This window comes from Fulvitalea axinellae, assembly GCF_036492835.1.
Classification (GTDB): domain Bacteria; phylum Bacteroidota; class Bacteroidia; order Cytophagales; family Cyclobacteriaceae; genus Fulvitalea; species Fulvitalea axinellae.
Genome location: NZ_AP025314.1, coordinates 3,328,492 through 3,353,340, shown reverse-complemented (window position 1 = coordinate 3,353,340; position 24,849 = coordinate 3,328,492). Strand labels below are relative to the sequence as shown.

General features: G+C 47.2%; 19 protein-coding genes and 1 riboswitch. Of the genes, 13 read left to right on the top strand and 6 right to left on the bottom strand.

The window, feature by feature from the left end; all coding sequences use genetic code 11:
* Positions 1 to 10: 10 nt before the first annotated feature.
* The 6 genes from AABK39_RS12555 (at position 11) to AABK39_RS12530 (ending at position 11,206) form a co-directional block, all read left to right on the top strand.
* On the top strand, positions 11 to 1,816 hold the full coding sequence (locus tag AABK39_RS12555) for an FAD-dependent oxidoreductase (RefSeq protein WP_338391700.1): 1,806 nt from the start codon (positions 11 to 13) through the stop codon (positions 1,814 to 1,816).
* 253 nt (positions 1,817 to 2,069) lie between these two features.
* Positions 2,070 to 3,734 carry a formate--tetrahydrofolate ligase gene (locus AABK39_RS12550; protein ID WP_338391699.1) on the top strand — a complete coding sequence of 555 codons (1,665 nt, stop codon included), beginning with the start codon at positions 2,070 to 2,072 and terminating at the stop codon, positions 3,732 to 3,734.
* Positions 3,735 to 3,964: 230 nt separating this feature from the next.
* Positions 3,965 to 4,528 (top strand): peptide deformylase, encoded by a 564-nt coding sequence (def, locus tag AABK39_RS12545; protein WP_338391698.1) that lies wholly within the window; start codon positions 3,965 to 3,967, stop codon positions 4,526 to 4,528.
* 418 nt (positions 4,529 to 4,946) lie between these two features.
* The gene (locus AABK39_RS12540) at positions 4,947 to 7,253 is read left to right on the top strand and encodes a discoidin domain-containing protein (RefSeq protein WP_338391697.1); all 2,307 of its coding nucleotides are present in this window, start codon (positions 4,947 to 4,949) and stop codon (positions 7,251 to 7,253) included.
* A 3-nt stretch (positions 7,254 to 7,256) separates the two neighbouring features.
* Positions 7,257 to 8,909: a sodium:solute symporter family protein gene (locus AABK39_RS12535; protein WP_338391696.1), complete on the top strand. Its 1,653-nt coding sequence runs from the start codon at positions 7,257 to 7,259 to the stop codon at positions 8,907 to 8,909.
* A gap of 2 nt (positions 8,910 to 8,911) precedes the next feature.
* Positions 8,912 to 11,206, top strand: coding sequence for an FAD-dependent oxidoreductase (locus tag AABK39_RS12530; protein ID WP_338391695.1), 2,295 nt, complete (start codon positions 8,912 to 8,914; stop codon positions 11,204 to 11,206).
* 298 nt (positions 11,207 to 11,504) lie between these two features.
* Here the strand turns inward: AABK39_RS12530 and AABK39_RS12525 are convergent, their stop codons facing one another.
* Entirely contained in the window at positions 11,505 to 11,987 is a 483-nt protein-coding gene (locus AABK39_RS12525; RefSeq protein ID WP_338391694.1) for a YkgJ family cysteine cluster protein, read from the bottom strand.
* 192 nt (positions 11,988 to 12,179) lie between these two features.
* Between AABK39_RS12525 and AABK39_RS12520 the strand changes: the two genes are divergently transcribed.
* On the top strand, positions 12,180 to 14,363 hold the full coding sequence (locus tag AABK39_RS12520; protein ID WP_338391693.1) for a M43 family zinc metalloprotease: 2,184 nt from the start codon (positions 12,180 to 12,182) through the stop codon (positions 14,361 to 14,363).
* Between the two features lie 77 nt (positions 14,364 to 14,440).
* Here the strand turns inward: AABK39_RS12520 and AABK39_RS12515 are convergent, their stop codons facing one another.
* Entirely contained in the window at positions 14,441 to 16,258 is a 1,818-nt protein-coding gene (locus AABK39_RS12515) for a glycoside hydrolase family 9 protein (RefSeq protein ID WP_338391692.1), read from the bottom strand.
* 361 nt (positions 16,259 to 16,619) lie between these two features.
* On the opposite strand from AABK39_RS12515, the gene AABK39_RS12510 reads away from it, so the two are divergent.
* The 6 genes from AABK39_RS12510 to AABK39_RS12485 all read left to right on the top strand — a co-directional run bounded on the left by AABK39_RS12510 (position 16,620) and on the right by AABK39_RS12485 (position 20,518).
* A complete protein-coding gene (locus AABK39_RS12510; RefSeq protein ID WP_338391691.1) occupies positions 16,620 to 17,012 on the top strand; it encodes a hypothetical protein in 393 nt (130 codons plus the stop codon).
* 112 nt (positions 17,013 to 17,124) lie between these two features.
* A complete protein-coding gene (locus AABK39_RS12505; protein WP_338391690.1) occupies positions 17,125 to 17,649 on the top strand; it encodes a DsbA family protein in 525 nt (174 codons plus the stop codon).
* Positions 17,650 to 17,933: 284 nt separating this feature from the next.
* A riboswitch (SAM-I-IV-variant riboswitch) is annotated at positions 17,934 to 18,032 on the top strand.
* A gap of 82 nt (positions 18,033 to 18,114) precedes the next feature.
* The gene (locus tag AABK39_RS12500; RefSeq protein ID WP_338391689.1) at positions 18,115 to 18,417 is read left to right on the top strand and encodes a hypothetical protein; all 303 of its coding nucleotides are present in this window, start codon (positions 18,115 to 18,117) and stop codon (positions 18,415 to 18,417) included.
* A gap of 114 nt (positions 18,418 to 18,531) precedes the next feature.
* Positions 18,532 to 18,657 carry a 30S ribosomal protein THX gene (locus AABK39_RS12495; RefSeq protein WP_338391688.1) on the top strand — a complete coding sequence of 42 codons (126 nt, stop codon included), beginning with the start codon at positions 18,532 to 18,534 and terminating at the stop codon, positions 18,655 to 18,657.
* 54 nt (positions 18,658 to 18,711) lie between these two features.
* Positions 18,712 to 19,530, top strand: a complete 819-nt coding sequence (locus tag AABK39_RS12490; protein ID WP_338391687.1) for a patatin-like phospholipase family protein — start codon at positions 18,712 to 18,714, stop codon at positions 19,528 to 19,530.
* Between the two features lie 205 nt (positions 19,531 to 19,735).
* Complete coding sequence (locus AABK39_RS12485; protein WP_338391686.1) at positions 19,736 to 20,518, top strand: transporter family protein; 783 nt, start codon at positions 19,736 to 19,738, stop codon at positions 20,516 to 20,518.
* Positions 20,519 to 20,596: 78 nt separating this feature from the next.
* Here the strand turns inward: AABK39_RS12485 and AABK39_RS12480 are convergent, their stop codons facing one another.
* Genes AABK39_RS12480 through AABK39_RS12465 form a run of 4 tightly spaced genes read right to left on the bottom strand, consistent with a single transcriptional unit; the run spans position 20,597 to position 24,811 of the window.
* Positions 20,597 to 21,226, bottom strand: a complete 630-nt coding sequence (locus AABK39_RS12480) for a cytochrome b/b6 domain-containing protein (protein WP_338391685.1) — start codon at positions 21,224 to 21,226, stop codon at positions 20,597 to 20,599.
* Positions 21,227 to 21,267: 41 nt separating this feature from the next.
* Positions 21,268 to 21,960, bottom strand: coding sequence for a DNA repair protein RecO (gene recO / locus AABK39_RS12475; RefSeq protein ID WP_338391684.1), 693 nt, complete (start codon positions 21,958 to 21,960; stop codon positions 21,268 to 21,270).
* An 18-nt stretch (positions 21,961 to 21,978) separates the two neighbouring features.
* Positions 21,979 to 24,225, bottom strand: coding sequence for a type IX secretion system anionic LPS delivery protein PorZ (gene porZ, locus AABK39_RS12470; RefSeq protein ID WP_338391683.1), 2,247 nt, complete (start codon positions 24,223 to 24,225; stop codon positions 21,979 to 21,981).
* Positions 24,176 to 24,811, bottom strand: a complete 636-nt coding sequence (locus tag AABK39_RS12465; RefSeq protein ID WP_338391682.1) for a thymidine kinase — start codon at positions 24,809 to 24,811, stop codon at positions 24,176 to 24,178. The genes porZ and AABK39_RS12465 overlap by 50 nt, the downstream gene beginning before the upstream one ends.
* Positions 24,812 to 24,849: the final 38 nt, after the last annotated feature.

The following is a 24,849-nucleotide window of genomic DNA, read 5'->3' as shown; positions in this document are numbered from 1 at the left end:
TTTTTAACTTATGAAAAGGGGAATTTTAGCGACGCTGTTCGCTCTGGTTTTCGCGTTGTCGGCGACGGCGCAGAAGCACGTTTTTGTGGAGGCGGAATCATTCGGTGAGCGTGGCGGATGGAAGACCGACCAGCAATCTTTTGACGTAATGGGATCGTCATACCTTTTGGCCCACGGTATGGGAAACCCCGTAGGCGATGCGGTGACTACCGTTAAGTTTCCTAAAACGGGTACTTACCGCCTTTGGGTTCGTACCAAAGACTGGGCACCATTCCCTAAAGGCCCGGGTGAATTCGCTGTTTATTTGGATGGAAAGCCGTTGTCAAAGACTTTCGGTGTAAGCGGAGAGGCCGGATGGCGCTGGTATGATGGCGGAGACGTTACCGTATCGCACAAGGACATGGAGCTTCGATTGAAAGACCTCACGGGCTTCGATGGCCGTGTGGACGCTATTCTTTTTACGCGTAAAAAAGGTTTCGTTCCGCCGAACGAAAAAGCCGATTTGGACGCCTTCCGTAAGAAAATGCTCGGTGATTTGGCTAAGCCAAAAAGCGCCGGAAACTATGATCTCGTAGTTGTGGGCGGTGGTGTCTCGGGTATGTGCGCGGCCATTTCAGGCGCTCGCAAAGGTTTGAAAGTGGCTTTGGTTCAGAACCGTCCCGTTCTTGGCGGTAATAACAGTTCTGAAATCCGTGTTCACTTGATGGGAAGCATCAATTACCAGAACAAGTATCCTGAAGTTTTGGGTAAAATCGTCAATGAAATCGATAATGGTGACCCGGGAAACGGCCATGTTGACGGAAAACGTTACGGCGACAACCGCAAACTCAAGCTTGTCGAAGGCGAGGAGAATATTACGTTGTTCTTGAACATGCACGCTTTCGGTGTGGAAATGAAAAACGGAAAAATCGCTTCTGTTTTGGGTCGCGATATTGAGACTAACCAAACTTACCGCTTTTCGGGAACTTACTTCTCGGACTGCACCGGCGACGGAACAATCGGTTACTTGGCAGGGGCGGAGTATCGCATCGGACGCGAGAGCAAAGCCCAGACGGGCGAATCTATGGCTCCGGAAAAAAAGGACGACTTTCTGTTGGGAATGTCGAACCTGTGGGTGTCAACAAAGAAATCGGAGAAATCTGCTTTCCCCGAAACTCCTTGGGCCTTGCAGTTCACTGACGAATATTACATCGACGCCCATAAAGCCGACTGGCAGTGGGAAACCGGATTTACCAACTTGCATCAGATTGATGACGTGGAGGAAATTCGCGACCATAACTTGCGCGCCATTTACGGAAACTGGTCATTTCTCAAAAACAAGAAAGGTGACAAGTATGCTTACCATGCGCTTGATTGGGTGTCGTATGTAGGCGGAAAGCGCGAGTCCCGCAGGTTGATCGGAGATCACGTACTTAACCAAATGGACCTGCAAGATGACGTTCAGTTTGAAGACGGAATGGTGACCGCTACTTGGACTATCGATTTGCACTTCCCGGACAAGAAAAACTCGAAGTACTTCCCGGGGCAGGAATTCATGTCGGCTACTGAGCATATCCGCGTGGCTCCTTACGATATTCCATACCGTTGCCTGTACAGCAAGAACATCGATAACCTGTTTATGGCTGGCCGTAACATCAGTACTACGCACATCGCATTCGGCAGTACTCGCGTAATGCGCACTTGCGGAATGATGGGCGAAGTTGTGGGTATTGCCGCTTACTTGGCAAAAAAGCACGATACGGACCCGAGAGGCGTATATAAACAACACCTTGAGGAGTTTAAGAGAATTCTGAAAGGAGAGAGTCTCGCCAAATAAAAAATGGCCTGATTCTATTCTTTGAAATATTTAATTGGGACCTCTGCGATTGGCAAGAGGTCCCTTTTTTTGTCGGTAAAAGTCCAAGTCAAAATACCCGAATAACGGATACTTCGTCAGGTTTTTTATATGTAAATTCGTCATGCGAAACGTGCCGTCGCTTTTCACCCTGAACGGCGGACAGGCGTACCGAACGGACCGTCCGAAACCGGTTGCCACCATGTGACTTTTTTCTCACAGAATCTTCAAACTTATGAAAACCGACATCGAAATTGCCCGCGAGGCCCATCTTGAACCCATCGGAAAGATTGCCGAGGGATTAGGCGTTGCCGAAGAAGCCCTGTTTCCTTACGGTCGCCATATGGCGAAGTTGAGTCCCGAGGCCCTTCCAGCCAACGACAATAAAGGCAACCTGATCTTGGTGACGGCCATTACGCCCACCAAGTCCGGAAATGGAAAAACCCTTGTGTCCGTTGGATTGTCAATGGGCCTTAACAAAATCGGAAAGAAGTCGGCCGTTGCGCTCAGGGAGCCTTCGTTGGGGCCTTGTTTCGGGATGAAAGGTGGCGCCGCTGGCGGTGGCTACGCCCAAGTGGTGCCGATGGAGAACATCAATCTCCATTTCACCGGAGATTTCCACGCCATCACGTCAGCCCATAACATGATCTCGGCGATGTTGGACAACTACGTGCACCAACACCGCAATACCGAAAAACAGCTTCGCGAAGTGGTTTGGCGTCGCGTATTGGACGTAAACGACCGTAACCTCCGCCACGTGATGACGGGAATGGGCGGAAACGCAAACGGCGTGATTTCGGAGTCTGGTTTTGATATTACTCCCGCTTCGGAAATCATGGCGATTCTTTGCCTGGCCAAAGACCTTGACGATTTGCGTGCCCGTGTGGACCGCATTATCCTTGGTTACGATTTCGAGACAAAGCCGTTTACGGTGAAAGACCTTGGAATCTCGGGAGCCATTTGCGTATTGCTGAAAGACGCTTTGGACCCTAACCTCGTACAAACCACCGAAAACACTCCGGCAATCGTACACGGCGGACCTTTCGCCAATATTGCTCACGGTTGTAATTCAGTACGCGCTACGCGTTTGGCTCTGGATTTGTCCGACTACGTTATCACTGAAGCCGGTTTCGGAGCCGATTTGGGTGCGGAGAAATTCTTCAATATAAAATGTCGCGCGGCGGGTCTTAACCCGAAAGCTACGGTTTTGGTAGTGACCGCACAGGCGCTTAAATATCACGGTGGCGCGTCGCATGACGATATCAAGCTTCCGAACAAAGAAGCGTTGACGGCCGGATTCGCGAATCTTGATCGTCATATCGAAAACATGAAGGCTTTTGGCCAAAATGTGGTTGTGGCTGTCAATAAATTCCATTTTGATACTGATGAGGAACTTGATCTGGTCAAAGAGCATTGCGCCTCGCAAGACGTGCCTTGCGCTCTTATGGAAGCCTTCGTAAAAGGCGGAGAAGGAGCAGTGGAATTGGCTAAGGCCGTGGCCGATACCGTAGACAAAGCCGGGGAACGTGATTTGGAGTTCACTTACGAGGAAGGTGATGACCTGAAAGTTAAATTGGAGAAAATCGCCTCCAAAGTATACGGAGCGGATGGTGTTGCGCTTACAGGAAACGCGCCTAAGATGCTTCGCAGAATCAAGAAGCTCGGATTGGACCATTTGCCGGTTTGCGTGGCCAAGACCCAGTATTCTTTCTCCGATAATCCGAAAGCCATCGGCGATATGTCTGGCTTCACGATTACTTTTGACGATTTGATTATCAACGCTGGCGCCGGCTTCATCGTGGCCAAATCCGGTTCGATTATGCGTATGCCGGGCTTGCCGAAATCACCGCAGGCTTTGCGTATCGATATCGTGGACGGGGAAGTGGAAGGCTTGAGTTAAGCTATCTCGGAAAACAGGATAATTACGGCGCCGAAATTCTTTCTGGCGCCGTTTTCGTTTCGGTTTTTCGGCCAGGGGCCAGAGTGTAATTTGCCAAAACTCGCGGGCTCTTCCCGGATTTTGGCGAAATTTGCTTACTTTTGTCTTCTGTTAGGATTTGGCGAAGCTTCAATATTCGTCAAGTTGCGTTTACAGAGCCGGAATTTCCGGCCTATCCGTTCGAAACAATTATGATTTACCCTATAGTTGCCTACGGGCACCCCGTTCTTAGAAAAGTGGCGGAGGATATCGAGGAAGGCGATCTCGATGTGAAGAAGCTTATCGAGGACATGTTCGAAACCATGTACAACGCCCACGGTGTAGGATTGGCCGCTCCGCAGATTGGCAAAGCCATCCGTATTTTTGTCGTTGACGGAAGCCCGATGGGCGACGATGAGGAAGACGATGAAATGGAAGGTTTCAAAAAGGTGTTTATCAACCCGATTATCGTTGAGGAAAAAGGCGAGAAATGGGGATTCGAGGAAGGGTGCTTGAGTATTCCGGACGTTCGCGAAACCGTAATGCGCCACGATACGGTGACGATCAATTACTTGGACGAGAACTTTGAGGAGCACGAGGAAACGTACGACGGCGTAAAAGCCCGGATTATCCAGCACGAGTACGACCACATCGAGGGTGTACTGTTCACGGATTATCTGAGTAGCTTCAAGAAGCGTCTTCTTAAATCAAGGTTGACTAATATTAGCAAAGGGAAAGTGTCTTCGGGTTATAGGATGACATTCCCTAAAAAATAACGATCAGAGTTGTGTGGAATCGTTTGATTGAGAGAGCTCCCTTCGGGGAGCTTTTTTGTTTGTCTATACTTTAGCTTTTACGCTCTCTTTTGGAGTGATTTTTTCTAATGAGCTCATTTTTTCGGAATAAAATCTAACCCCGAATAGCTGACCAGTATTCCGCCAAGATAAAAATGCTAATACGTTGAAGGGATAACCAGCGTAAAGCCGTCCATATTAACGTGGAGTCTGATGAACCCATGAGTGTAAGCTATGGAAGCATATTTTTCTTGAGTTCAAGCGTTACCCGTGTTTACATGAGGCCCATTTTTATTTCTCTTAATCCATTGTTTGTGTCAACAGATAAATAAGGCGTTGGGAATGTCCGCTTGTTTAAGGATGGGGTGACACGACAATTTTTAAATCAAAAAGAACTTCGATGATTGTTAGGAAAACCGCGTGGTTGATTGCCGCACTTTTGATTTTGGCAGGGAATAAATGCTTTGCTATTGAGCCTATAAAGGTGATTGGAGTGAAAGTTAGCTCGTATATGTCGGAGCACAAGCCTGAAAAAATGATTGACCGTAAGCTGGGAAATGCGTCCCGGTGGGTTAGCGAAAAAGAGGACGAGGTTTGGGCGGTCTTTACATTCAACAACGAGCAAGACGTCGGCGGGCTCCATCTGTATTCGGGCTATGGGCAAAAAGACGCTATAACGGACGCCAAAGTCCAATATATGAATGGAGGCGCTTGGAAAGAGGTGCTTTCGGGCAGGGTCCGTTCCAATAAAAAGCCGGCTCTTTCCTTGGTTTTTGACGAAGGACGAAGAGTAAAGACTAAATCGATTCGTGTCATGATCGAAAAAACTCCGGGAGATGTAGCCAGAATAAAGGAAATCGTTTTTTGGCCTTTTATGCCCGAAGGAATTCCTCCCTTGGGCGTTGGAGTGGAAAAAATTAAGCCTGGGAAAAAGAGTGTGGCGGAAGCGAACGTTCCCACGATTTATTTGAACCAAAGTGGATTCAATTTGGGCGCTCCCAAACGCTTTACGGCCCCTTTGATGACTGACGGTATTTCCTTTGTTATTACCGAAAGAGATGACGACAAAGTACTTTTTAGTGGGAGCATTAAGAATCATCTTGGAGATTTTACTGATTTCAATCCCGAAGACTGGCGAAAGGAGTATGTGGTGAAAGCGAATGGGGTCACTTCGTTTCCGTTCAGAGTTGGACAGTGGTGGCTGGAGCGTACAACTTACCAAAACATGGTCGATTTTATGATCGACTCCCGCCATTATGTGGGTACGTATAAGAAGACTTGCCGAGGGTCGTACGGTTGGAGAGACAATCACCAGTTTGGTTGGGAACTTCATACAATGGTGTCGCAATATCTGTCCAATCCGGGTGCGTATGATCGCATGCCTCGCCAAATCAGTTATGAAAAACCTGATGAGCGAAAGACTTGGGGCGCTCTGGAACCTTATGATGAAACGGCGCCTGATATAGTGAAATTGATTCACTGGGCATCGGACGTTATCGTGACCCGTGATTTGCGTCACGAGCATTTCAAGGCCCAATTGGCGTATTTTCTTTACGCTTGGCCATGGTTAAAGAAATGGATGCCGCAACAAAATTATGACAGTGTTAAAGCGTTTGCTTTCGCAAACTGGGCGCAGGATGATAAAGCGAAAAATTATCCTTATGATGAAAGTAGGGGGCATAATCTTTTGGCTGTCAAAAAGAAAGTGGGAAGCACTAAAGGGGCGTTGCCTCCGGGCTATACCGTGATGCCCAACTTGTTGATGTATGAAGTCGCTCGTCGTGAAGACCGCTCCGATAAGGATTTGTACTTCCAAACCGCTTATGATCAGGTTAAATGGATAATCGACAATATCGATTGGAATGACCCGATGACGACCAAAGGGCAACGGATGAGCGAACACCTTACCATGACGGGTATGGTGTATATGTATACTCAATACAAAGATAAAGCGCCGGTTGGATTGAAGAAGAAGATTGAAGCTTGGTGCGATGTTGTGTTGAAGCGCTCCGGAAACATGTGGGATTTCCGAAAATATTCGGACAGCCAGTGGGTTCCGACTGGAGTGAAGCGTACGATGTGGAATGAACCCGGGAACGTATTGGGCTTTCCCGCATGTATGCTGAGCGCTATGCAGGTGGTTGACTCTCCGGAAATACACGGGAGATTCAATGAGTTGATATTTGCGCATTTCGATAACGCTTTTGGCCGAAACCCTACTGGGCGTCATTGTGTGTATCATGGCATTCGCGATGTGGAGGGAGTTGACTTGGGGTGGTTCTCGTTGCACAATGGATTAGGGAAATTGAAGGACGTTCGGTTTGTCATCGAGGCTACTGCGAAAAATGAACATTACCCTTATCACCCTGAAATGGGCAATTCGGGCTGGTCGGAAGGTTGGGTTAATTTTAACACCGCCTTTAATCAAAGCATGGCGTATTTGGCCTATCGGGATATCAGTTTGACAGCCAATAAGGTAAAGCGAAAAACGTATGATGTCCGCCTGAAAGTTCCTTTGAATTTTGATTATGAGAAGCGAGAGTCGGTAGATGTTATTTTTCATTATAAAGACGGCTCTCAGTCAACGCAGACGCTAAAGGAAGAGAATATAAACTCGGCATATTTTGTAGGAACAGTCAAATCCAAAAAGAGCGTTAAGTCAGTCTCTTACGGATATGGATTTTTTGAGCATAGGGTAAATTTCTAAAACATGAGCAATTTAGATTACGGCGTTATTGTAGTTTTTTCGCTGTTGATTGTTATGGCGGGGCTTTCGTTTCGTAAAAGCGGTTCGGATATGAAGTCTTACTTCGCTGCGGGCGGTGCCGTGCCATGGTCTATCAGCGGGTTGTCCCTCTTTATGAGTTTCTTTTCGGCGGGTACTTTTGTCGTGTGGGGCTCCATTGCTTATGAGCAGGGATTTGTAGCCATTACGATTCAGCTCGCTATGTGTTTGGGCGGTTTCCTGGTGGCGTACCTGATTGCGCCGCGTTGGAAGAAAACCAAAAGCCTGACGGCGGCGGAGTTTGTGCGTAAACGATTGGGAGGGAATACCCAGAAATTTTATACCTACCTGATACTGATTCTCTCTTTGGCTTATACCGGAGCGTTTCTTTATCCCGTGGCCAAAATCGTTAATGTATCGACGGGCTTCTCCATCGAGGCCTGTGTAGTGGCCTTGGGCCTGTTGATTTTGCTTTATACGGCCGTAGGCGGTCTTTGGGCCGTGATTATTACCGATGTGCTCCAATTTGTTATCTTGACGGCGGCGGTGGTTGTCGTTGTCGTTCTGTCAGTAAAGTCTGTCGGTGGTTTGGATAATTTTGTTGACCAAGCTCCGGAGAGGTTTTTTGATTTGACCAGGGGTGAATACAATATCTGGTTTATAGTTGCCTTCGCTGTTTACAATACCATTTTTATTGGTGGAAACTGGGCTTATGTACAGCGCTATACCAGTGTGAAAACCACACGGGACGCCAAGAAAGTGGGGCTCTCTTTTGGCTGGCTTTATTTGGTCAGCCCGTTTATCTGGATGTTGCCGCCGATGATTTACCGAGTTATGAATCCGAGCTTGGGAGGCCTTGAGAACGAAGGAGCGTATTTGATGGCTTGCAAACAGGTGCTTCCCACAGGTATGCTAGGGCTGATGCTCGGAGGGATGGTCTTCGCTACGGCTAGCTCGGTCAATACTACTCTGAACTTGGCCGCTTCCGTGATTACCAATGACATTTACAAGGTGCTTCGACCGAAAGCTTCGGTGAATGAAGTGATGCGTGTAGCCAAGCATTCGACTTTATTTTTCGGTTTGGGAACTATCGCCGTCGCTTTGATGGTTCCGGCGGCGGGAGGTATCGTGAATGTTGTGTTGAGCGTAGGAGCGGTGACGGGTTGTTCCTTGTACGCCCCGCCGATTTGGGCGATGTTCTCCAAACGGCAGACTGGAAAATCCATTCTCACGATTACCATCACTAGTTTGGCCATAAACGTAGGGGTTAAATTCTTTTCGGCATCCCTTTTTGGTGATGTCCTAAGCCGTGCGGATGAGATGCTCTTGGGGGCGCTTTTGCCACTGGGAATGTTGGCGGCGTATGAATTGTTCGCAAAAGCAAAGGGAAGTGTTAGCCGTGAATACGAGGAATATAAAACTGGAGAGAAAGCCCAAGAAGCGGAAATGGTTTCGGATAAAGGTCAAAATGAATTCGGGCTGAAAGTATTGGCTGTTACGCTGGCTGTAGTGGGGTTGATGATTGTGGCTCTGGGAGGCTACTCTGAAGAGGGACGGATATTAGTGGTTGGTGTGGGGGCGGTTATCCTGTTCTTGGCGGCGTTTATTCACCCATCATTGAAATTAAAAAAAGCGTAAGGATGATTCGGAAAGAGGTTGAGAATAATAGATCGAACAAGGAAGTGAAGCTGGACGTGGACCTTGTGGTTGCGGGCGGTGGACTTTCGGGAGTTTGCGCGGCGGTAGTGGCGGCGAGGCAGGGACAAAAAGTCGTTTTGATTCAGGACAGGCCGGTTTTGGGCGGAAATGCGTCTAGCGAAGTTCGTTTGTGGGCGTTGGGGGCCACCTCTCATATGGGCAACAATAATCGTTGGTCCAGAGAAGGAGGGCTTATCAATGAGATATTGCTCGATAATCTAAAGAGGAACAAGGAGGGTAACGCCCTGATCTTTGACACCATTCTCTTGGAAAAAGTTCTGGAGGAGAAAAATATCAAATTATTGCTCAATACGGCCGTTTATGAGGTCCGGAAGAGTGGCGATCGGGTAATAGAAAGCGTAAGGGCGTTTTGTAGTCAGAATTCGACGGGCTACACAGTTTCCGCTCCGTTTTTCTGCGACGCTTCCGGCGACGGAATAGTTTCGTTTTTGGCGGGTGCGTCTTTTCGTATGGGCGCCGAAAAAGCGGAAGAGTTTGACGAAGGGTTCGCCCCGAATATCGAGGATTATGGCGACTTGCTGGGACACTCGCTTTATTTTTATACAAAAGACACTGGAAAGCCCGTAACATTTACGGCCCCGTCTTTTGCGATCAAAAATGCTTCGGAGTTACCCCGCATCAAGAATTACAAATTCCAACAACACGGCTGTAAGCTATGGTGGGTGGAATATGGCGGAAGGTTGGATACAATCCATGAGTCGGAGGACATTAAGATGGAATTGTGGAAAGTCGTTTACGGCATTTGGGATCATGTGAAAAACAGTGGTGAGTATCCCGAGGCGGAGAACCTGACACTTGAGTGGGTCGGTACGGTGCCGGGCAAGCGGGAAAGCCGGCGGTTTAATGGCGATTATATGCTTTCCCAGAAAGACATCGTAGAGCAACGCGACCACTATGACCGAGTCCTTTTCGGTGGTTGGGCCATGGACCTACACCCCGCCGACGGTATCTACAGCAAACATAACTCGTGTTCGCAGTGGCACGGCAAAGGGGTTTATTCGATTCCTTACCGTTGCCTTTATAGTAGGGATATGGATAATCTCTTTTTGGCGGGCCGTATCATCAGTGCGTCACATGTGGCCTTTGGTTCTACCAGAATAATGTTGACTTGCGCTATGACGGGCCAAGTGGCGGGAATGGCTTCAAGGCTGTGCAAGGAAAATAATTGGACTGCCCGGCAATTGAGCGAAGAAAATAATATTGGTTTTCTGCAGCTTGAGCTGAATAAAGCGGGGCAGAGTATTCCGAGGTTAAAATGGAACGATGAAGAAGACCTTGCGCAAAAAGCTACAGTGAAGGCCTCTTCCGGGTTGGACCTGAAGCGGATGGAAGAAAACGGGGAATGGCAAACTTTGGAATTTAGTGTAGCTCAACTATTGCCACTAAAGGCAAATACCGAATATGCGTTTAAGCTTAAAGTTAGGGCCAAGCGTGATTGTGTACTGGAAACCAAAATGCGTATAAGCGATAGCCCGAAGCATTTCACTCCTGAGCGCACCTTGCAGACATTGAACATTCCATTGGTGAAAGGCGAGCAAAACGTGGATTTGGTGTTTGATCAGTTAGGGTTGGAGGAAGATAGGTATGCGTACCTGACTTTTATGAATAATCCGGATGTGGAGCTGGTGTTGACCGAAGAGCGGATAAGCGGAATCCTTACTGTTCAGCAAAAAATCAACAAGGACGTTTCCAATTACGGAAAGCAGGAACCGCCGGAAGGATTGGGTTTGGACGCGTTCGAGTTCTGGACTCCGGAGCGTAGGCCGGGAGGGAAGAACCTGGCTTTGTCAATCACGCCTGGTTTGGATAAGTTTCAGGCGGGAAATAGTATAAACTGTGAGATCCGCCCTCTTCCCGATGGAGAACCTAACGCTTGGGTCGCCGCACAGGGAGATCTTTCGCCGGAGTTGACCTTAAGCTGGAGTCAGCCACAAGAAATAAAGCGTTTGCGTTTGTTTTTTGACCCGGACTTTGACCACGCTTTAGAATGTAACCAAATGGGGCATCCGGAATCGGAAATACCATTTGTTGTGAGCGATTATAAAGTGTTGGACTGTGGGGGGAACGTGATTTATGAAAAGAAAGGGAATTATCAAGCGATAAATGATATTGAATTGGAGAGCGCAGTAACAACCGACAGTGTCCGAATTATTTTGTCGCAAAAACACAAGCATATTTCGGTGTCGCTATTTAAGGTGTCAGTTTACCGAAAATAGGGTTGTCATGCGGAGTGTAATTAATTGCCAGTAACCAAATAAAACCTAGCCATGCCAGTCGGTATGGCTATTTTTATGCTTGAGTCGTCTGCGGAAAAGCCTAATCCATTGCGGAAATGCTTGAGTCATCCGCGGAAAAGCCCAATCCATTGCGGAAATGCTTGAGTCATCCGCAGAAAAGCCCAATCCATTGCGGAAATGCTTGAGTCATCCGCGGAAAAGCCCAATCCATTGCGGAAATGCCTGAGACAACAGTGCGAAATGGAGATTCTCAAAGGATTAACCGTTGTCCACTTCTTTAAATCGACTCTTCCAGCTTGTCGAAAATAGTTTTGACGGCGGGACACACTTGCGTATTCCTTACGGAAAGATTTACGATCTGGCGGAAGCGTTTTCTGTCGGTATGCGGATATTCACGGCAAGCCGTGGGACGACTTTCGTACACTATGCAAGTGTTGTCGTAGGTGAGAAACGGGCAAGGCGCCTCGTTCAGGACGTAATCGCCTTCATGGTCCAAGTGTAGATATTCGTCGATAAACTGCGAGCTCTTCATCCGTACGGCAGAGGCCATGCGTTCGATATCTCCCTGTTTAAAAATCGGGCTTGTGGTCTTGCAACAGTTTGCGCAAGTTAGGCAGTCAGTGTTTTCGAATACTTCGTGATGGAGGCCGTGGACCATGTTTTCCAGTGCCTTGGGTTTCATCTTCCTGAGCTTTTTGCCCAAGTCCTTATATTGCGGTAACCGTTTTTTCGCCTCTTTCCTAAACTTGTCCAGATCCATCGTTCCCTTCAAAATATTTACGCGAAGAAAAGGATTTTTCCCGACTCGGGACTCGTTCGTTTATAAAAACTGGCTGTTTATTAGAGTTAGTCGGTTGCTTTTGCGTCGATATTTGGATATTATGGGACTTATCGGTTGCTTTGTTTTGATGTCTGTGTTTGAACTTTTGGGAAAATCGAAATGTAGATGAAGATGAGACGTTTATCCGGTTTGGCGGGGTTATTTTTTATGTTTCTAGGAGTAACGCTCCTTGGTGGGCGCGTGCAGGCGCAGGATCGTTGTAGAGTGCCGTCGATGTTCTCGGATCCCGAGATGGAGCGGGTTCAGAGAGAGGCTTTTGAGATCTGGATGAAACAGAAGGCGACGGAAGAAAAAATGTTGAGGCAATCCAGATCATTCTTGATGAGCGCCGAGCAGGAGGTGATACGCATACCCGTGGTCGTACACATTATCCATAATGGCGAACCGTATGGAGTGGGACCGAATATTCCCGACGAGCAAGTGCTTTCCCAGATTCGCGTATTGAACGAGGATTTCCAACGGAATAACCCTGATAAGGAAAATACTCCCGAAGACTTTAGGTCAGTGGCAGCGAATATTGGCGTTGAGTTCGTGTTGGCGAAACAAACCCCTGAAGGTCGCGAAACCACTGGAATTGTAAGGATTGACGGTGGGCGTACATCTTGGGTGGATATCACTCAAAACGGCTCCGCGGGCGTACGGGCTGAGAGGGAGATGAAAGCTATGAGCACATGGGATCCGGCAAGCTATGTCAATGTTTGGGTAGCCAATATCGGAAATAACATTTTTGGTTTTTCCCGCTTGCCGTTAGGGGATTTAGGTGGTTTGGGTGGTAGTTTCTCCAAAGATCTTGATGGAGTTGTTGTTTCCTATCAACGTTTCGGTTCCGAAGACCATGGGGCCTTTCCGTCGCTGATACATGATGAGACAAACAAAGGCCGTACACTGACCCACGAAATGGGACATTACCTGGGCCTACTTCATACTTGGGGTAGCGGAGAGAGTAATTTCTCTTGCAGTTCAGTAAATGACTATTGTGATGACACCCCGATAACTAAAAGTGGCCATTCTTCTGCGGATTTTAAGTGTGATCACCCGCATGTAGGTGGGTGCGGTGAAGTGGTAATGTTCCAAAACTTTATGGATTATTCGGCCGACAGGTGCATGAACCTGTTTACCGAAGACCAGAAGTTCCGTATTCGTACCGTGTTGGAGAGTTCTTACCTGAGAAAGACTTTGTCGTCTTCAAAAGGATTAGAAGATGCCAGTGACGAGCCTTTCTATGATTTGGCATTGAAAGAGGTGACCCGCCCGGTAATCGTAACAGGTTTCGGGTCGTCACCGATGGAAATTACCGTGGAGAATAAGGGAAGGGCAGACGTAAGCTCTTTCAAAGTTGTAGTGAATTCCGAATCCGCCGGAATAGGAGAAGTGGAGGCGAATGTAGAATTAGAGCTTCCCTCTGGCGAGGCTAAGACATTGAACCTGAATTGGGCGGAAGGAATCATCCCAGAAGGTACACACACCTTGGAAGTGCGTTTGGAGAAGCCAAATAATGATGTTGACGAGAATACCTCGAATGATGCCAAGTATATAAAATTCACCCAAAACAAATTGGTTACGGAAGTGCCTTCCCGTGAGAATTTCTCCGAAACGCCGGAATGGAGTGTGGCTTATGACGGTTTTGTAAGTCCGATTTTAGGAAAAAAGGATTCTTTGGTTGGGGATATGACAAAAGTTGCCTACGGCAATGGGATGTGGTTAGTGTCGCCACTTTTGGATCTTAGGGGATTGGTGGAAAGCTCGATGTCTTTCAAATATCGTTTTGACAGAAAAGGGGAAGAGAATCCGTCCGGTAAAATAGAGGTTTTGCTTTCGGAAGCCGTTCCCGAAAATTATGAAACGTCATTGTTCTCCACTGATTTCGATTCAAATACAGAAGAGTGGAGAAGCGTGTTCCTGAATCTTAGTGATTATGCCGGTAAGGAAAATGTTAGGGTCGCCATAAAAGTGACGGGCGCAGGCACGGGAATAGTCAGTCTTGACGATGTCAATATATACGATACCTACGGACAAAAAGCCCATGCGCCGGAGGGCGAGATTATCGTATATCCGAATCCGTTGCCGGGAAATTCAGGGAAAAGAGTCCTTCACGTAACCGCTAACCTTCTGGAAGAGCAGGAATTGAAAGTGTATGTGTTCGGGTCCGGAGGGTATAAGCTTCAGGAAGCGGTATTGCCCGAAGCGCTGAACCATACAAGGCTACTCAATTTTGCTAATTATCCGAGAGGCGTTTATATCGTAAGAGTAAAATCGAGAGAATTTACGAAATCGTTCCGGGTTTTGGTTAAATGACAATAGAGATTTTGGCAATGGAAAAAGGCTGTCTTGCATGAGTGAGACAGCCTTTTTCTGTAAATGATGTTATTCGCTTAATGCTTCTTTCTGCTGAAAGCGTCGGAATAGAAATAGCTGATTCCCGTCACCCAGCCGGCGCAATGATGGATGGCGCCTTCGTTGCCGAAATAACTGGGTTTGTCATCGGCCAAAGTTGGGCGTTTGAGCTTGAATTGCCTATACGCTTCAAATCCGTTTGTGATCGTTCCTTTCATTGCGTCCCAATCGTTTTTCCACACATTCCCGATCCCTACGATCATCGAAGCGGAAGAGCTTCTGTCGGCGCCCGGAAAACCACAATGTAGACCGGTGATCCATTGAAGGTTTCCGTATGCGATTTTTTCGAATTGTTTGTCGTCAAAATATCTTGAGAAAACGGAGGCCAAAGCTCCGGCATAGCCATAAATATTATTATGGCCATGATACCATCCGCTGAAATTCAGCAACCCGACACCTTTGTAATAACCCGCCGGAAGAATGCCGAACGGATTTTGTTCGGTAGCCGGCAGGAAATAATGGTAAGCGAAATCCCGGACGGTTTTTTCCCACTTTGGCCTGTCCTGATGTTCGGGCCAGATCATGGCCATCTCAAGCATCGGAATCAGGTAATGAGGCATATGTCCGCCTTGGTTATAATTCTTGAACGGCTTGTCTAGTGCGCCGCAATGGATGTTGGCTTTCTCCGTAAAATCGAAAGAGTCATACGTGTAAAAATGTCCGTAAAGCCCTTCTTCCGCTTTGTCAGCGGGCACTTGTCGAGCCATAACCTTGCGGGCGTATTCAAAAGCGTCATTCTTGTATTGGTCTTGCCCTGATTTATAAAGTTCTAAAGAGGCCCACATCATCATAACCAAATCTCGGGTCATCCATTCCTTTGGTGGTTTCATTCCTTTCGGCGCTCCGTGAACAATTGAGAAATTATCCGTTTCGTCCGAATACGTGATTGGAGCGTGGCTTTTTGCCCATTCAAAAGCCTTGATAGACCGTTGGATATAGTTAGCGCTTTTGGCAGGGTATTTTTCCTTTACAATTCGGGCCACTCTCGCCAATATCATCGAGGCTTTTGGAGAGTTTCCGGTAATGACCTTTTGGGTTCTTCTGGGTTCGTGCACCACGGGGCCGTCTCCGAAGCCCAGTTCTTTGGCCTTGTCCTGACAGACTCCGATATAATCGGTGCCGATGATAAGTTGGCGAAGAATATCGTCCTGTTGAGACGGAGCTATTTTTTTTCTCGCATGTTCCCAAAGGTCGCAGAGAGAGTTCAGCATGATGACATGACTGCTGAGTTCCTGCAAAGTGCTACCACAGTCTCGCCAGCCGCCTTCGGGCTTGTAGCTTTCTTTTGCCCGGATTTCAAGTTGGTGAAGTGTGGTCAATTCCCAAGTCGAGTTCCACAAAACATCTTTTTTGATGGAGATTGGAGCGGAAGGGTCGCTACTTATTTCATTGTCGCCTATTTTTAGCTGGATGTAGTATTCTCCCTTTTTTTCCAGTTTCGAAAAATCGCCTTTCCACCAACGTTCGCCCCATTTTTCCCCTTCAAAACGCAAACGTCCGGACAATGCCTTTTTATGGTCGGTCGTTCGCCTAACCGTAAACGATGCCCTTTTCTTCGGCCGGATTGTGCCGGATTCCCTAAACATAAAATATTTAGGCCTTTTGATGTCATAACCGATTTGCGAGTATGTAAGGTGTGCGTACCCCTGTTTTATAGAGGCGCTGTCTGGTTCCGGAGTAAGTTTAGTTGATAAAGAATTTTCAATCTTGGATGCGAAAGAAATCTCACTTCCCAACAGTAATAGTATGCAAAGCCAAAAAGATATTCGGGCTGATTTTCTGATAATGCCAATCATTGCGTGAAAGTTAAAAGGCTATGAAATCGATAATTGGATTAAGCTACAACGATTTAAGTATGAATAGAAAAAGATAAACCCTCAATATATATCGAAGGACATTGCGGGAAGATCTTTAGACAAATGTTATAGGGTCTAAAATGTGATTTTTATTGTGTGGGCTTTGCGAGAACTGGAAAGTGAGTTCAGGCCCCTCAAAAGCGTGAGATTCATAGCTTGTGGAGGTTGGTTTTATTTCGTTTCAGCAGTTTGTCTACTGCGGAAATAATCCCTCATGTACGTTTTTCTTCAAAACAACATCATTATTGTCGTGTTAATCCCGATGAGAAGTCATTCTTATTCCATCAAAAAATTGTCAAGTATGGGTAGCGATAGCGTGAATACGGATAGCCTGCATTTCGATAACAAACATTGGCGTAGCGAGATCCGGTTCTTCAAAGATGAGATCCTGACTTTCGAGAAGCTCCTTAGGGAAGTGTCGGGAAAATATACCGACGTGGAGAGGAAAAAGGAAGTTGAGATGTTCCAGAACCGCTTTATAGCTATGAGCCAAGAGTCCGAGTCTTTGATGGACGCGGTAGAACTCCATGAGAAAAATTTGGCTACGATAAGTAGGGGGAGAAGTTCGAAAATAGCGAAGGGAGATCCTTTTCTCAAAGAGCACGAAGGCCTTGAGGAAAAAGAAACCAGCCTAAGGGCCGATTTCAGCATAGTGAGACAACAGTATCGGAAGTGGCTGGCTCATTGGATGTAAGGGAAAGAGTGTAAATCTAGTCGAGCGCAATTTCATTTTTGCGCTTTGATGGGTTTGAGGTTCGTCGCCGGGTGCCGGTTATCGGTGTTTCCGGTCATTATCAGAAACAAGTATGACATATATAACGATGACTCCGCGGGTCAATGTGGGGGACTATGTGAGTGGGGAGCGGGATTCGCCGATTATCGTAATTGAGTTCGGAGATTACCTGAGCTTGGAAAGCAAGGAGCTGTTTAAGGTCATGATGCGTGTCCGGGCGATGAACAGAGGCAAAATGGCGTATGTTTTTCGTTGTTTGCCGGACCAAAGGTCAAGCCCGTTTTCCGATATGGCCGGAAGAAGCGTACAAGCGGCCGGTTTGCAGGGGAAGTATTGGCAAATGCACCAGAAGCTGTTTGAGACCAGCGAGAGGGTGGACAAAGACCGGATTTACTATTGTGCCCAGCAGTTGGGCTTGGATATGGATGCTTTTGAGAGAGAGCTTAACGGACAGAAATGCCTAAGCCGGATGATGCAGGATATTGAGACCGCCAACCGGTGCGGGATTTCGAAAGGTCCGGTGATTTTTGTGAATAAGCGTAAATATGGAGGCGCCTACGAAATAAAGGCGATCGACGACTTTATAAACAACGAATAATATTTGAGTGAAGTGGTATTGTGAGGGGGATAAATGGCGTCGGCTTTTGGCTGGCGTCTTTTTTTGCTGAGAGTTTTAGCGTTCCATAAACAATGGCTTGTCCAGTTCCCTGTAAGGACATTTTGTATAGCGTTTTTTCCCTTTTGTCGAACTGTTAAGTTTTTGGAATTTGGTTATGCTTAACATATTTTGCTGAATCCCAGTATTTTGTTTTCCCGCTTGTTTTTTGAGTTTATAAATTCCCTTTTAGGTTTTGTTTCTTTAGTCTTTAGGATATACTTTTGTTACAGCATCAAGAGCCTGAAAGGCAGCAACCGAGTAGTGTGAACACCACGGTGCTTTCTCAGGATGCGCCCCAAACCCGGGGAAAATCGTTCACGGAACCTCCCTTCCGATAGGCTTCCAGATTCGAATACCCTTGATGCTACCATTGAATTTTGTCGTATAGCGGTAAATGTTTTAAGAATGGTAGAGCATAAAAATGTTTTTTCTGAATTGAGCAGAAAACTTCACGGAGCCAATGATCCGTTGAAGAAGCGTTATGGAGTCACTTGTGACTTGCAAGGCCTGGACGACAAGCGAGTGTTTGTGCGGGTGGATTGTGAAGGAGAATTGGGCAGGGAAAAGGTAATGAGGGCCTGCGAGAGAATCAAAGAGCGGATGTCGGCTAGAAGTGGAATGAGAGGTCCGTCGCATGTTCGGTTTGACGTGCATTTCTCGGAGACTCTTTATGCTTTCGACTCATTTGAGTTCGATATGTCATTTTGAAAGCGAAATGATAGATTCTGAAATCTCTTTTTTGTTAAATATTCATTATATTTTCAAATGATATAGTGGTGTTGGCTCGTGCGGTATTTTATTGTTAAACCTAAATCCGTAGATATGGGAAAGGGAGATAAAAAGACCAAAAGAGGCAAAATTGCAAAAGGAAGTTTTGGTGCGCGACGTCCCAAGAAGACGAAAAACGCGACGCCGGAAATGAAGTTGGTGGCGGAAAAAGAACATTAGGATGGAAAGCGCTCATGAGGGGCGCTTTTTTGGTATCAGGAATTTATTGTTAAGATGACTAAGGATACAACGACAAAATATCGGATTGGACTGGCTTTTTCAGGAGGTGGCGCAAAAAGTATGGCGCACCTCGGGATGTTGCAATGCCTTAAGGAGTACCGAGTAGAGGCGGACCTGATAGCGGGAGTGAGTGGAGGTGCAATGGTTGGCGCTTTTTATGCGGCAGGGTATTCCCCACTGGAGACCCTTGATTTTTTCTTGGAGACAAAATTGTTTGCGCTGGGAAATTTTTCGTTTTCCAAGATGGGAATTATTGATACCCTGAGAATGGAAGGCCCAATGGCAGCGTTTTTTCCCGAAAATAGGTTTGAGGCGTTGAAAAAGCATCTTGTGGTGGTCACAACAGATTTGAATGCGCCCAAAATGGTGGCATTTGAGAAAGGGGAGTTACTGCGCCCGTTATTGGCCTCCTCGGCTTTTCCCGGAATGTTTACCCCGGTCGAAATCGACGGTGTTTTGTACGCTGATGGAGGTATAACAAATAATTTTCCAGCGGATTTGATTAGGGATAAATGCGATATTCTTTTGGGAATGCACCTAAGGCCTGTAAAAAGCCGGTCAACCGAGACAATGGGCAATGTGGCGGAGCTTTTAGACCGAGTTTATGATATTTATAGTGCGTCGAAGGTGGCCAAACGTCTAGCTCTTTGTGATGGATTGATGATCCCCGACGGTGTTGGTGACTACGGGACATTCTCCGTCAAGAACGAGGATATGGAAAGGATTTTTGAGATCGGTTACGAGTCCACTTCTAAGTTCTTTAGAGAGGAGAAAGGCCATGATTTAATGACCAGAATAAAAGAACTAGTTTAGTTTGCGAGACATCGTTGAGTTTTTGTTTAGGTGAGTTAGGCTATGCTGTTTATGGAAAAAACTCACCTTAAGTGAAGGGGGGTAAAATTGAGGTAGTAAAAATATAAGCTTAACATGTCTGTTTGCGTGTCAGTCCTAAGCCATTTTTTCGTAATTTCGGCGTAAATTGGATTTTCGTTTTTCAAACTTAATTTTTGCGCATAACATGAAGAATTTGCGTTGGCTATTGGTTTTTGGATTGGTTCTATTCTTGACCGAAGGATTGATTGCCCAAAAAATCACTACTGAGAGGCCTTTCAATATTTTGCGGGCAAATACTCTTCCATCCGGAAGCTTGCAGATAGAGGTGGGAATGGATACTTATAAGTTGGATTACAGTACGGGAGGGGAAAAGTCATTTAGAGAGTGGCCGACTAGTCTTGTTAGATTCGGAGTGACGGACAGGTTGGAGTTAAGGGGAAATATCGCTTATCTACAAACTGTCACTGATAATGATAACGGGGAGGTGAAAAGCGATCCTGAGTTTCAGAACCCGAGTTTCGGCTTGAAGTTTTTGCTTTATAGCGGAGAGGGGCTAATTCCTAGTGTGTCAATAATTGAGACGGCTTATATGCCCATTATCCATACTGACGAGTCGTTTGCGAACGATCTTACGTTCTCGGCTTCAAATAACATTGGAGACTACTTTTTCGCAACGGCTAATTTCACTTGGAGACACAGGGTAACTGCTTCGGACGAGGCCTCATATGGCCTTATGTTAGGAGCGAACTTGGTTGGTGATCTTAGCATTTTCGGAGAATATAAAACGGATTATTACGAGAATGATATCGATTGGGTTTGGCGTTCATACACGGGTTTCGGTGCGCTTTACGCAGTTACAGACCGCATTCAGTTGGATGCCTCCTATACGTTGGAAGTGGGTGATAAGCCAGAGCGAAACGAACGAAGCTATTTGCGAATCGGGGCTTCGGCAAGGCTGTTTAGATAAAAGATTGATTGACCTTTGTTGAGATAAAAAAGCCCGGAAACGAATTTCGTTCCCGGGCTTTTTACATGTACAGTAGAACTATACTATTTCCGTTTCCTCAACCGGCTTCTCGGTTTTTTGACCTTTTCCGTTAATCATGCGTGAGATGATGCCTGGCTTGTCAGTTAACTCACTTAAGAAAACCCCTAAGAGGTGGACTGGAGTGAAAATAGCAAAAAACCACATCAAGGCTTCGTGGAATTCTTTGATATCATGCTTAAAGTCGCCTGTTAACCCGAAGGAGTCAGAATAGTAAAGAGCGATGCCCGTTACGGCCATTACGCCGAGCATAATATAAAAAGCGATGTAGGATAGCCTCACAAATGCGTCTTTTCCCCCAGAGCTGACCTTTTTTGCCGGAGCCAAGGAGGAAGTGTCTTTCTTGGCGATAATCTGTATTAAGCGAATCACCAACGCCCCAGTGGCTATAAACCCGAAGATGTAATGCCATTCCCACATTGGGGCCCTTATGGTTTTCGCCGTGGCTTTGGCCGCGTCGGCCGTAACGCCGAACTCTGATAGTTTGTCTTGGATTACGGCACTGTTTGTACGCCAGCTCAAAAAAGTCTTCCGTAAAATGACAGTGCCCAGTAGGCCCAGTACGGCAACGCCGTTTACCCAGTGCCAAATCCGGTAGGTGGCGCCGAGTCTGTTCGTATTGTTTTTCATGGATTGTTGTTTGGTTCGGTTGTATTGTCGTCTTGCTATTTTTACCTGTGGAGGACGGTTTCGAGCACTTGAAGCGATTTTAGCTCACCGAAATTCTCCACATGCAATTGGTAAAATTTCAGAATCAGATCAAGAATTTTTCGCCTTGATTCCACATTCATAGGTACGGGATCTCCGTAGCCTGAATTGATCAGTTTTTCTACGTTCTGACGATTTTGAGGACTGAGAGTGTCGGTCTTTAGATAAACCTCTGTTTGTGTCAGCAAGTCGTCAGTGGAGCGTAAGGCGAAGCCAAGATATCGGCCGAATTTGAGTAGAAACTGAAGGTGGAAATTGGCGATGCTTCCCTCAAGGTGGTCAAGCGTGAGGAAAGAATGGTAAAGGAATTCGAAAAGGTCGTGTTGCTCTTTTTCCTCCCTGATACAGCGGGCAAGGCATTCCGTAAGAAACATGGCGATGCCCGATTTAGCGATATCGAATGGCAACGTATGGTATGGTTCGGCGCAACGGTATTCGGAAATGCGCTGGATATCGGAATTGTTTTTTTTGTAAACCACCATGTCCAACAGCGTCAGAGGCTGAAAAAGGGCGATTTTCCCTTTGCTCCGTTTACTTCTGACTCCATTGACTATGTAACTCTGCAGTCCGAAAGCGTCGGTGTATATTCTTACGATAATGGACGACTCTTTGAATTTGATAAAATTCAGGACGATTCCTTTCGTAGGGTGCAGCATTTCGGTCTGTTTATAAAATTATCTGATCACGGCCACTTTTCCGGCCGCGGTTTCGCTTCCGTCGTCATTGGTGACCAAGATTAGGTAAATGCCCGTTTTTACGGCTCGCCCAGTATAGTCCCGGGTGTTCCATACGCATGTGCCTCCGTTCGCCCGTGTTTCATAAACAAGCCGTCCGGAAGCGTCCGTGATTTTTACCCTTGCGTCGGTTACCAAATCGCTGATCGTTACCAATCCGCTATAATTCGGCCTGACGGGATTCGGGAACACTTTGATTTTTTCGGGTTGCGAGCTGTTTCCGGCGGTGGCGTCGGAGCGGTAGGATACCAGCCCGGCGTCGGTGAGGACGAATACCTCGCCTGAGGAATGGTCGATAGATAAGTCAAGCACTTTATTGGAAGGCAGGAAGCTGTTGTCGCTGGTGAATTGCTTGATCAGCTCCTCACCGTACTTGTCGAAAAGCCAAAGGCCTTCGTCCGTTCCGAACCATTTGCGGTCGCCACCGTCTACGGCAAGGCAATGCACTTTTTTGTTTTCGAAAAGGTAAAGGCTTTCGTTTACTGGACGTGTGGCGTTTATGGCCTCGTTGTTTGTGGTGCCCCAGACGTTGGTGATGTAGGCTACGCCGGAATTTGTGGCCACCCAAGCGAAACCTGAGCGGTCGAAAACCAAATCGTTAATATTGGCTGACGGCAATGCGCCGTGGTTTTCGGAACGGCCCAGAAAGCGGAATTTGTTCTCGTTGTCCACGACTATAATGCCGTTTCCGTTGGGGAAATAAATCCAGCGTTGCTCATTCGGGGCGGTGACAATAGATTTCGCCCCAGCGAGATTGCCGATACTGCCGGTGAAAGCGGTCCAGTTTTCGTACGCTTTTTTGCTGTAAAGTTTCGCTTGGTTGTCGCCCGCAATCGCCCAAAGAGTCCCGTCAAGTCCTGTTTCGCTTACGGCATGAACGTTTGTTACTCCGTTTTCGGAAGGGAGTCCGGCGTTGACCTGTCTAAAGGTTTTGTTGTTTTTGTCAAAAATAACAAGACCGTGAGTGTTGGAAGCCAAAGCGATTTCGTCGTTCTGATTTATCGCTATATCCGATATGTTTTGCGCAAGGCTTACGTTTTCGATATTGGCGTTTTCCAGCGGATTAAGGTTTGTCCATAATCCGTTTTCGAATAAAGAGAAACCGACAGAGGCCTGCCCGTCAATCTTTTGGGGAAGACTGACCGTTCCCGACGCCAAATCGAAAATCCTGGCGGGTTGGTCATCGGCGAGGCCGGATAAAGTATAGGTTCTGAATTCGCCCTCGAAGTCGGAAACCAAGCCTTTTCTTTCGTCGGCTAGCCAGTATTTTCCAGAGTTATCGGCGAATGCCTGTGAAGGGGCGTCGTTTTCGCCTTTTAGAATGGTCTGAAAGCCGTTTTCGCCCAAAGTCCAGGCGCCGTTGCCTGCGCATACTATGGTTTTCTCGCCTGAAGTGATGGAACGCAAGGGCGTGGCGGGTAATGTTAGCGGGGCCAAGGCGTTGTTGCTGAAAAGCCAGATTGAATTTTCGCCCGCAAAAAACAGTTTGTCGTTTTCCTTGGCGATGTGCCTGATATTATCCGGAAGCCCATTGACCGGAGTCCAAGACCTGAAATCCTGAAGATTTCCAGAACGGAGCGCTTCGATTACGCCGTGGGAAGTCGCCAGATAGACTTTTTCACCCAAAATAGCGCCTGCGAACACGGATGTTTCGACGCCCTGCGGGCCCAGTTTCAAATAGCTTTCGTTTACCACTCCGGTCTCGCTGTCCATTTTCGCCACTCCGAATTCGCCGAGAACCCAAAGTTCCTTTTCGTGGCCGAAAACCCCGAGTGTTTCCTTTCCGTCCGCTATTTCCGAATCGGCGATGGCGGGAGAGTTCGTGATTTTTCCGTCTCGGATCAGGTCCACGTTGCCGTTGCGATAAACGACGCAGAGTGTGCTGGATGCTGTCAGGTAATTTAGGGCCGTTATTCCGGCGCCGGAAAGGCCTTGCTCTTTGCCAAGCGGAAAAATTTCGGAAGTGGGCTTGTCAAGCCAGAACATGCCGTTGGCCGTGGCGCAAAAAACTTTGTCGGGAGTAAGCGCCACGTGTTTGGCGTTGTTGTACGACCGGTGCGCCCTCCATGTTCCGGTCGGGATTTGTTGGGCCTGGCCCGTTCCGCAAAGGAACAGGGCCAGCGCTAGGGCTACGGCCTTAATTTTTGCCGGAAACGGCTTCCGTCTTATTTTGTCGGGTTTTCTCATTCATTCCCTTGTTAAAACACTTTCTGCAACGCGCTTCGTAAGCGTCTTTTTCGCCCAAAACGACTTTTTGTTCCGACTCGCTGAGCCTGTACGAGTAGTTGGCCACGGCACCGCAATTCATACAAACGGCGTGGACTTTGGTGACGAACTCGGCTACGCTCATCAGCGCAGGAACCGGGCCGAAAGGCTTGCCTTGGAAATCCATATCCAGTCCGGCTACAATCACCCTCTTGCCCATGTCAGCCAGCTCGACGGCCACGTCCACTATGCCTTCGTCAAAAAATTGGACCTCGTCTATGCCAACCACCTCGCTTTGCTGAGCCAACAGGGTGATGTCACGGGCGAATTCCACGGGCGTGGACCTGATGCTGTTTTTATTATGGGAAACGATATCCTCCTCGTCGTATCGGGTGTCGATGGCGGGCTTGAAAATCTCGACCTTCTGTTGGGCTAGCGAAGCCCTTTTCAGGCGTCGGATAAGCTCTTCGGTTTTGCCGGAGAACATGGAACCGCAAACCACCTCGATCCAACCAGTGCTTTTCTCATTCTCTGCGGAGGGGTTTCCCAAATTAGGCTCTACAAACATATAATTTTTTCAATTTCTTTAAAGTGAAAAGACTCTGA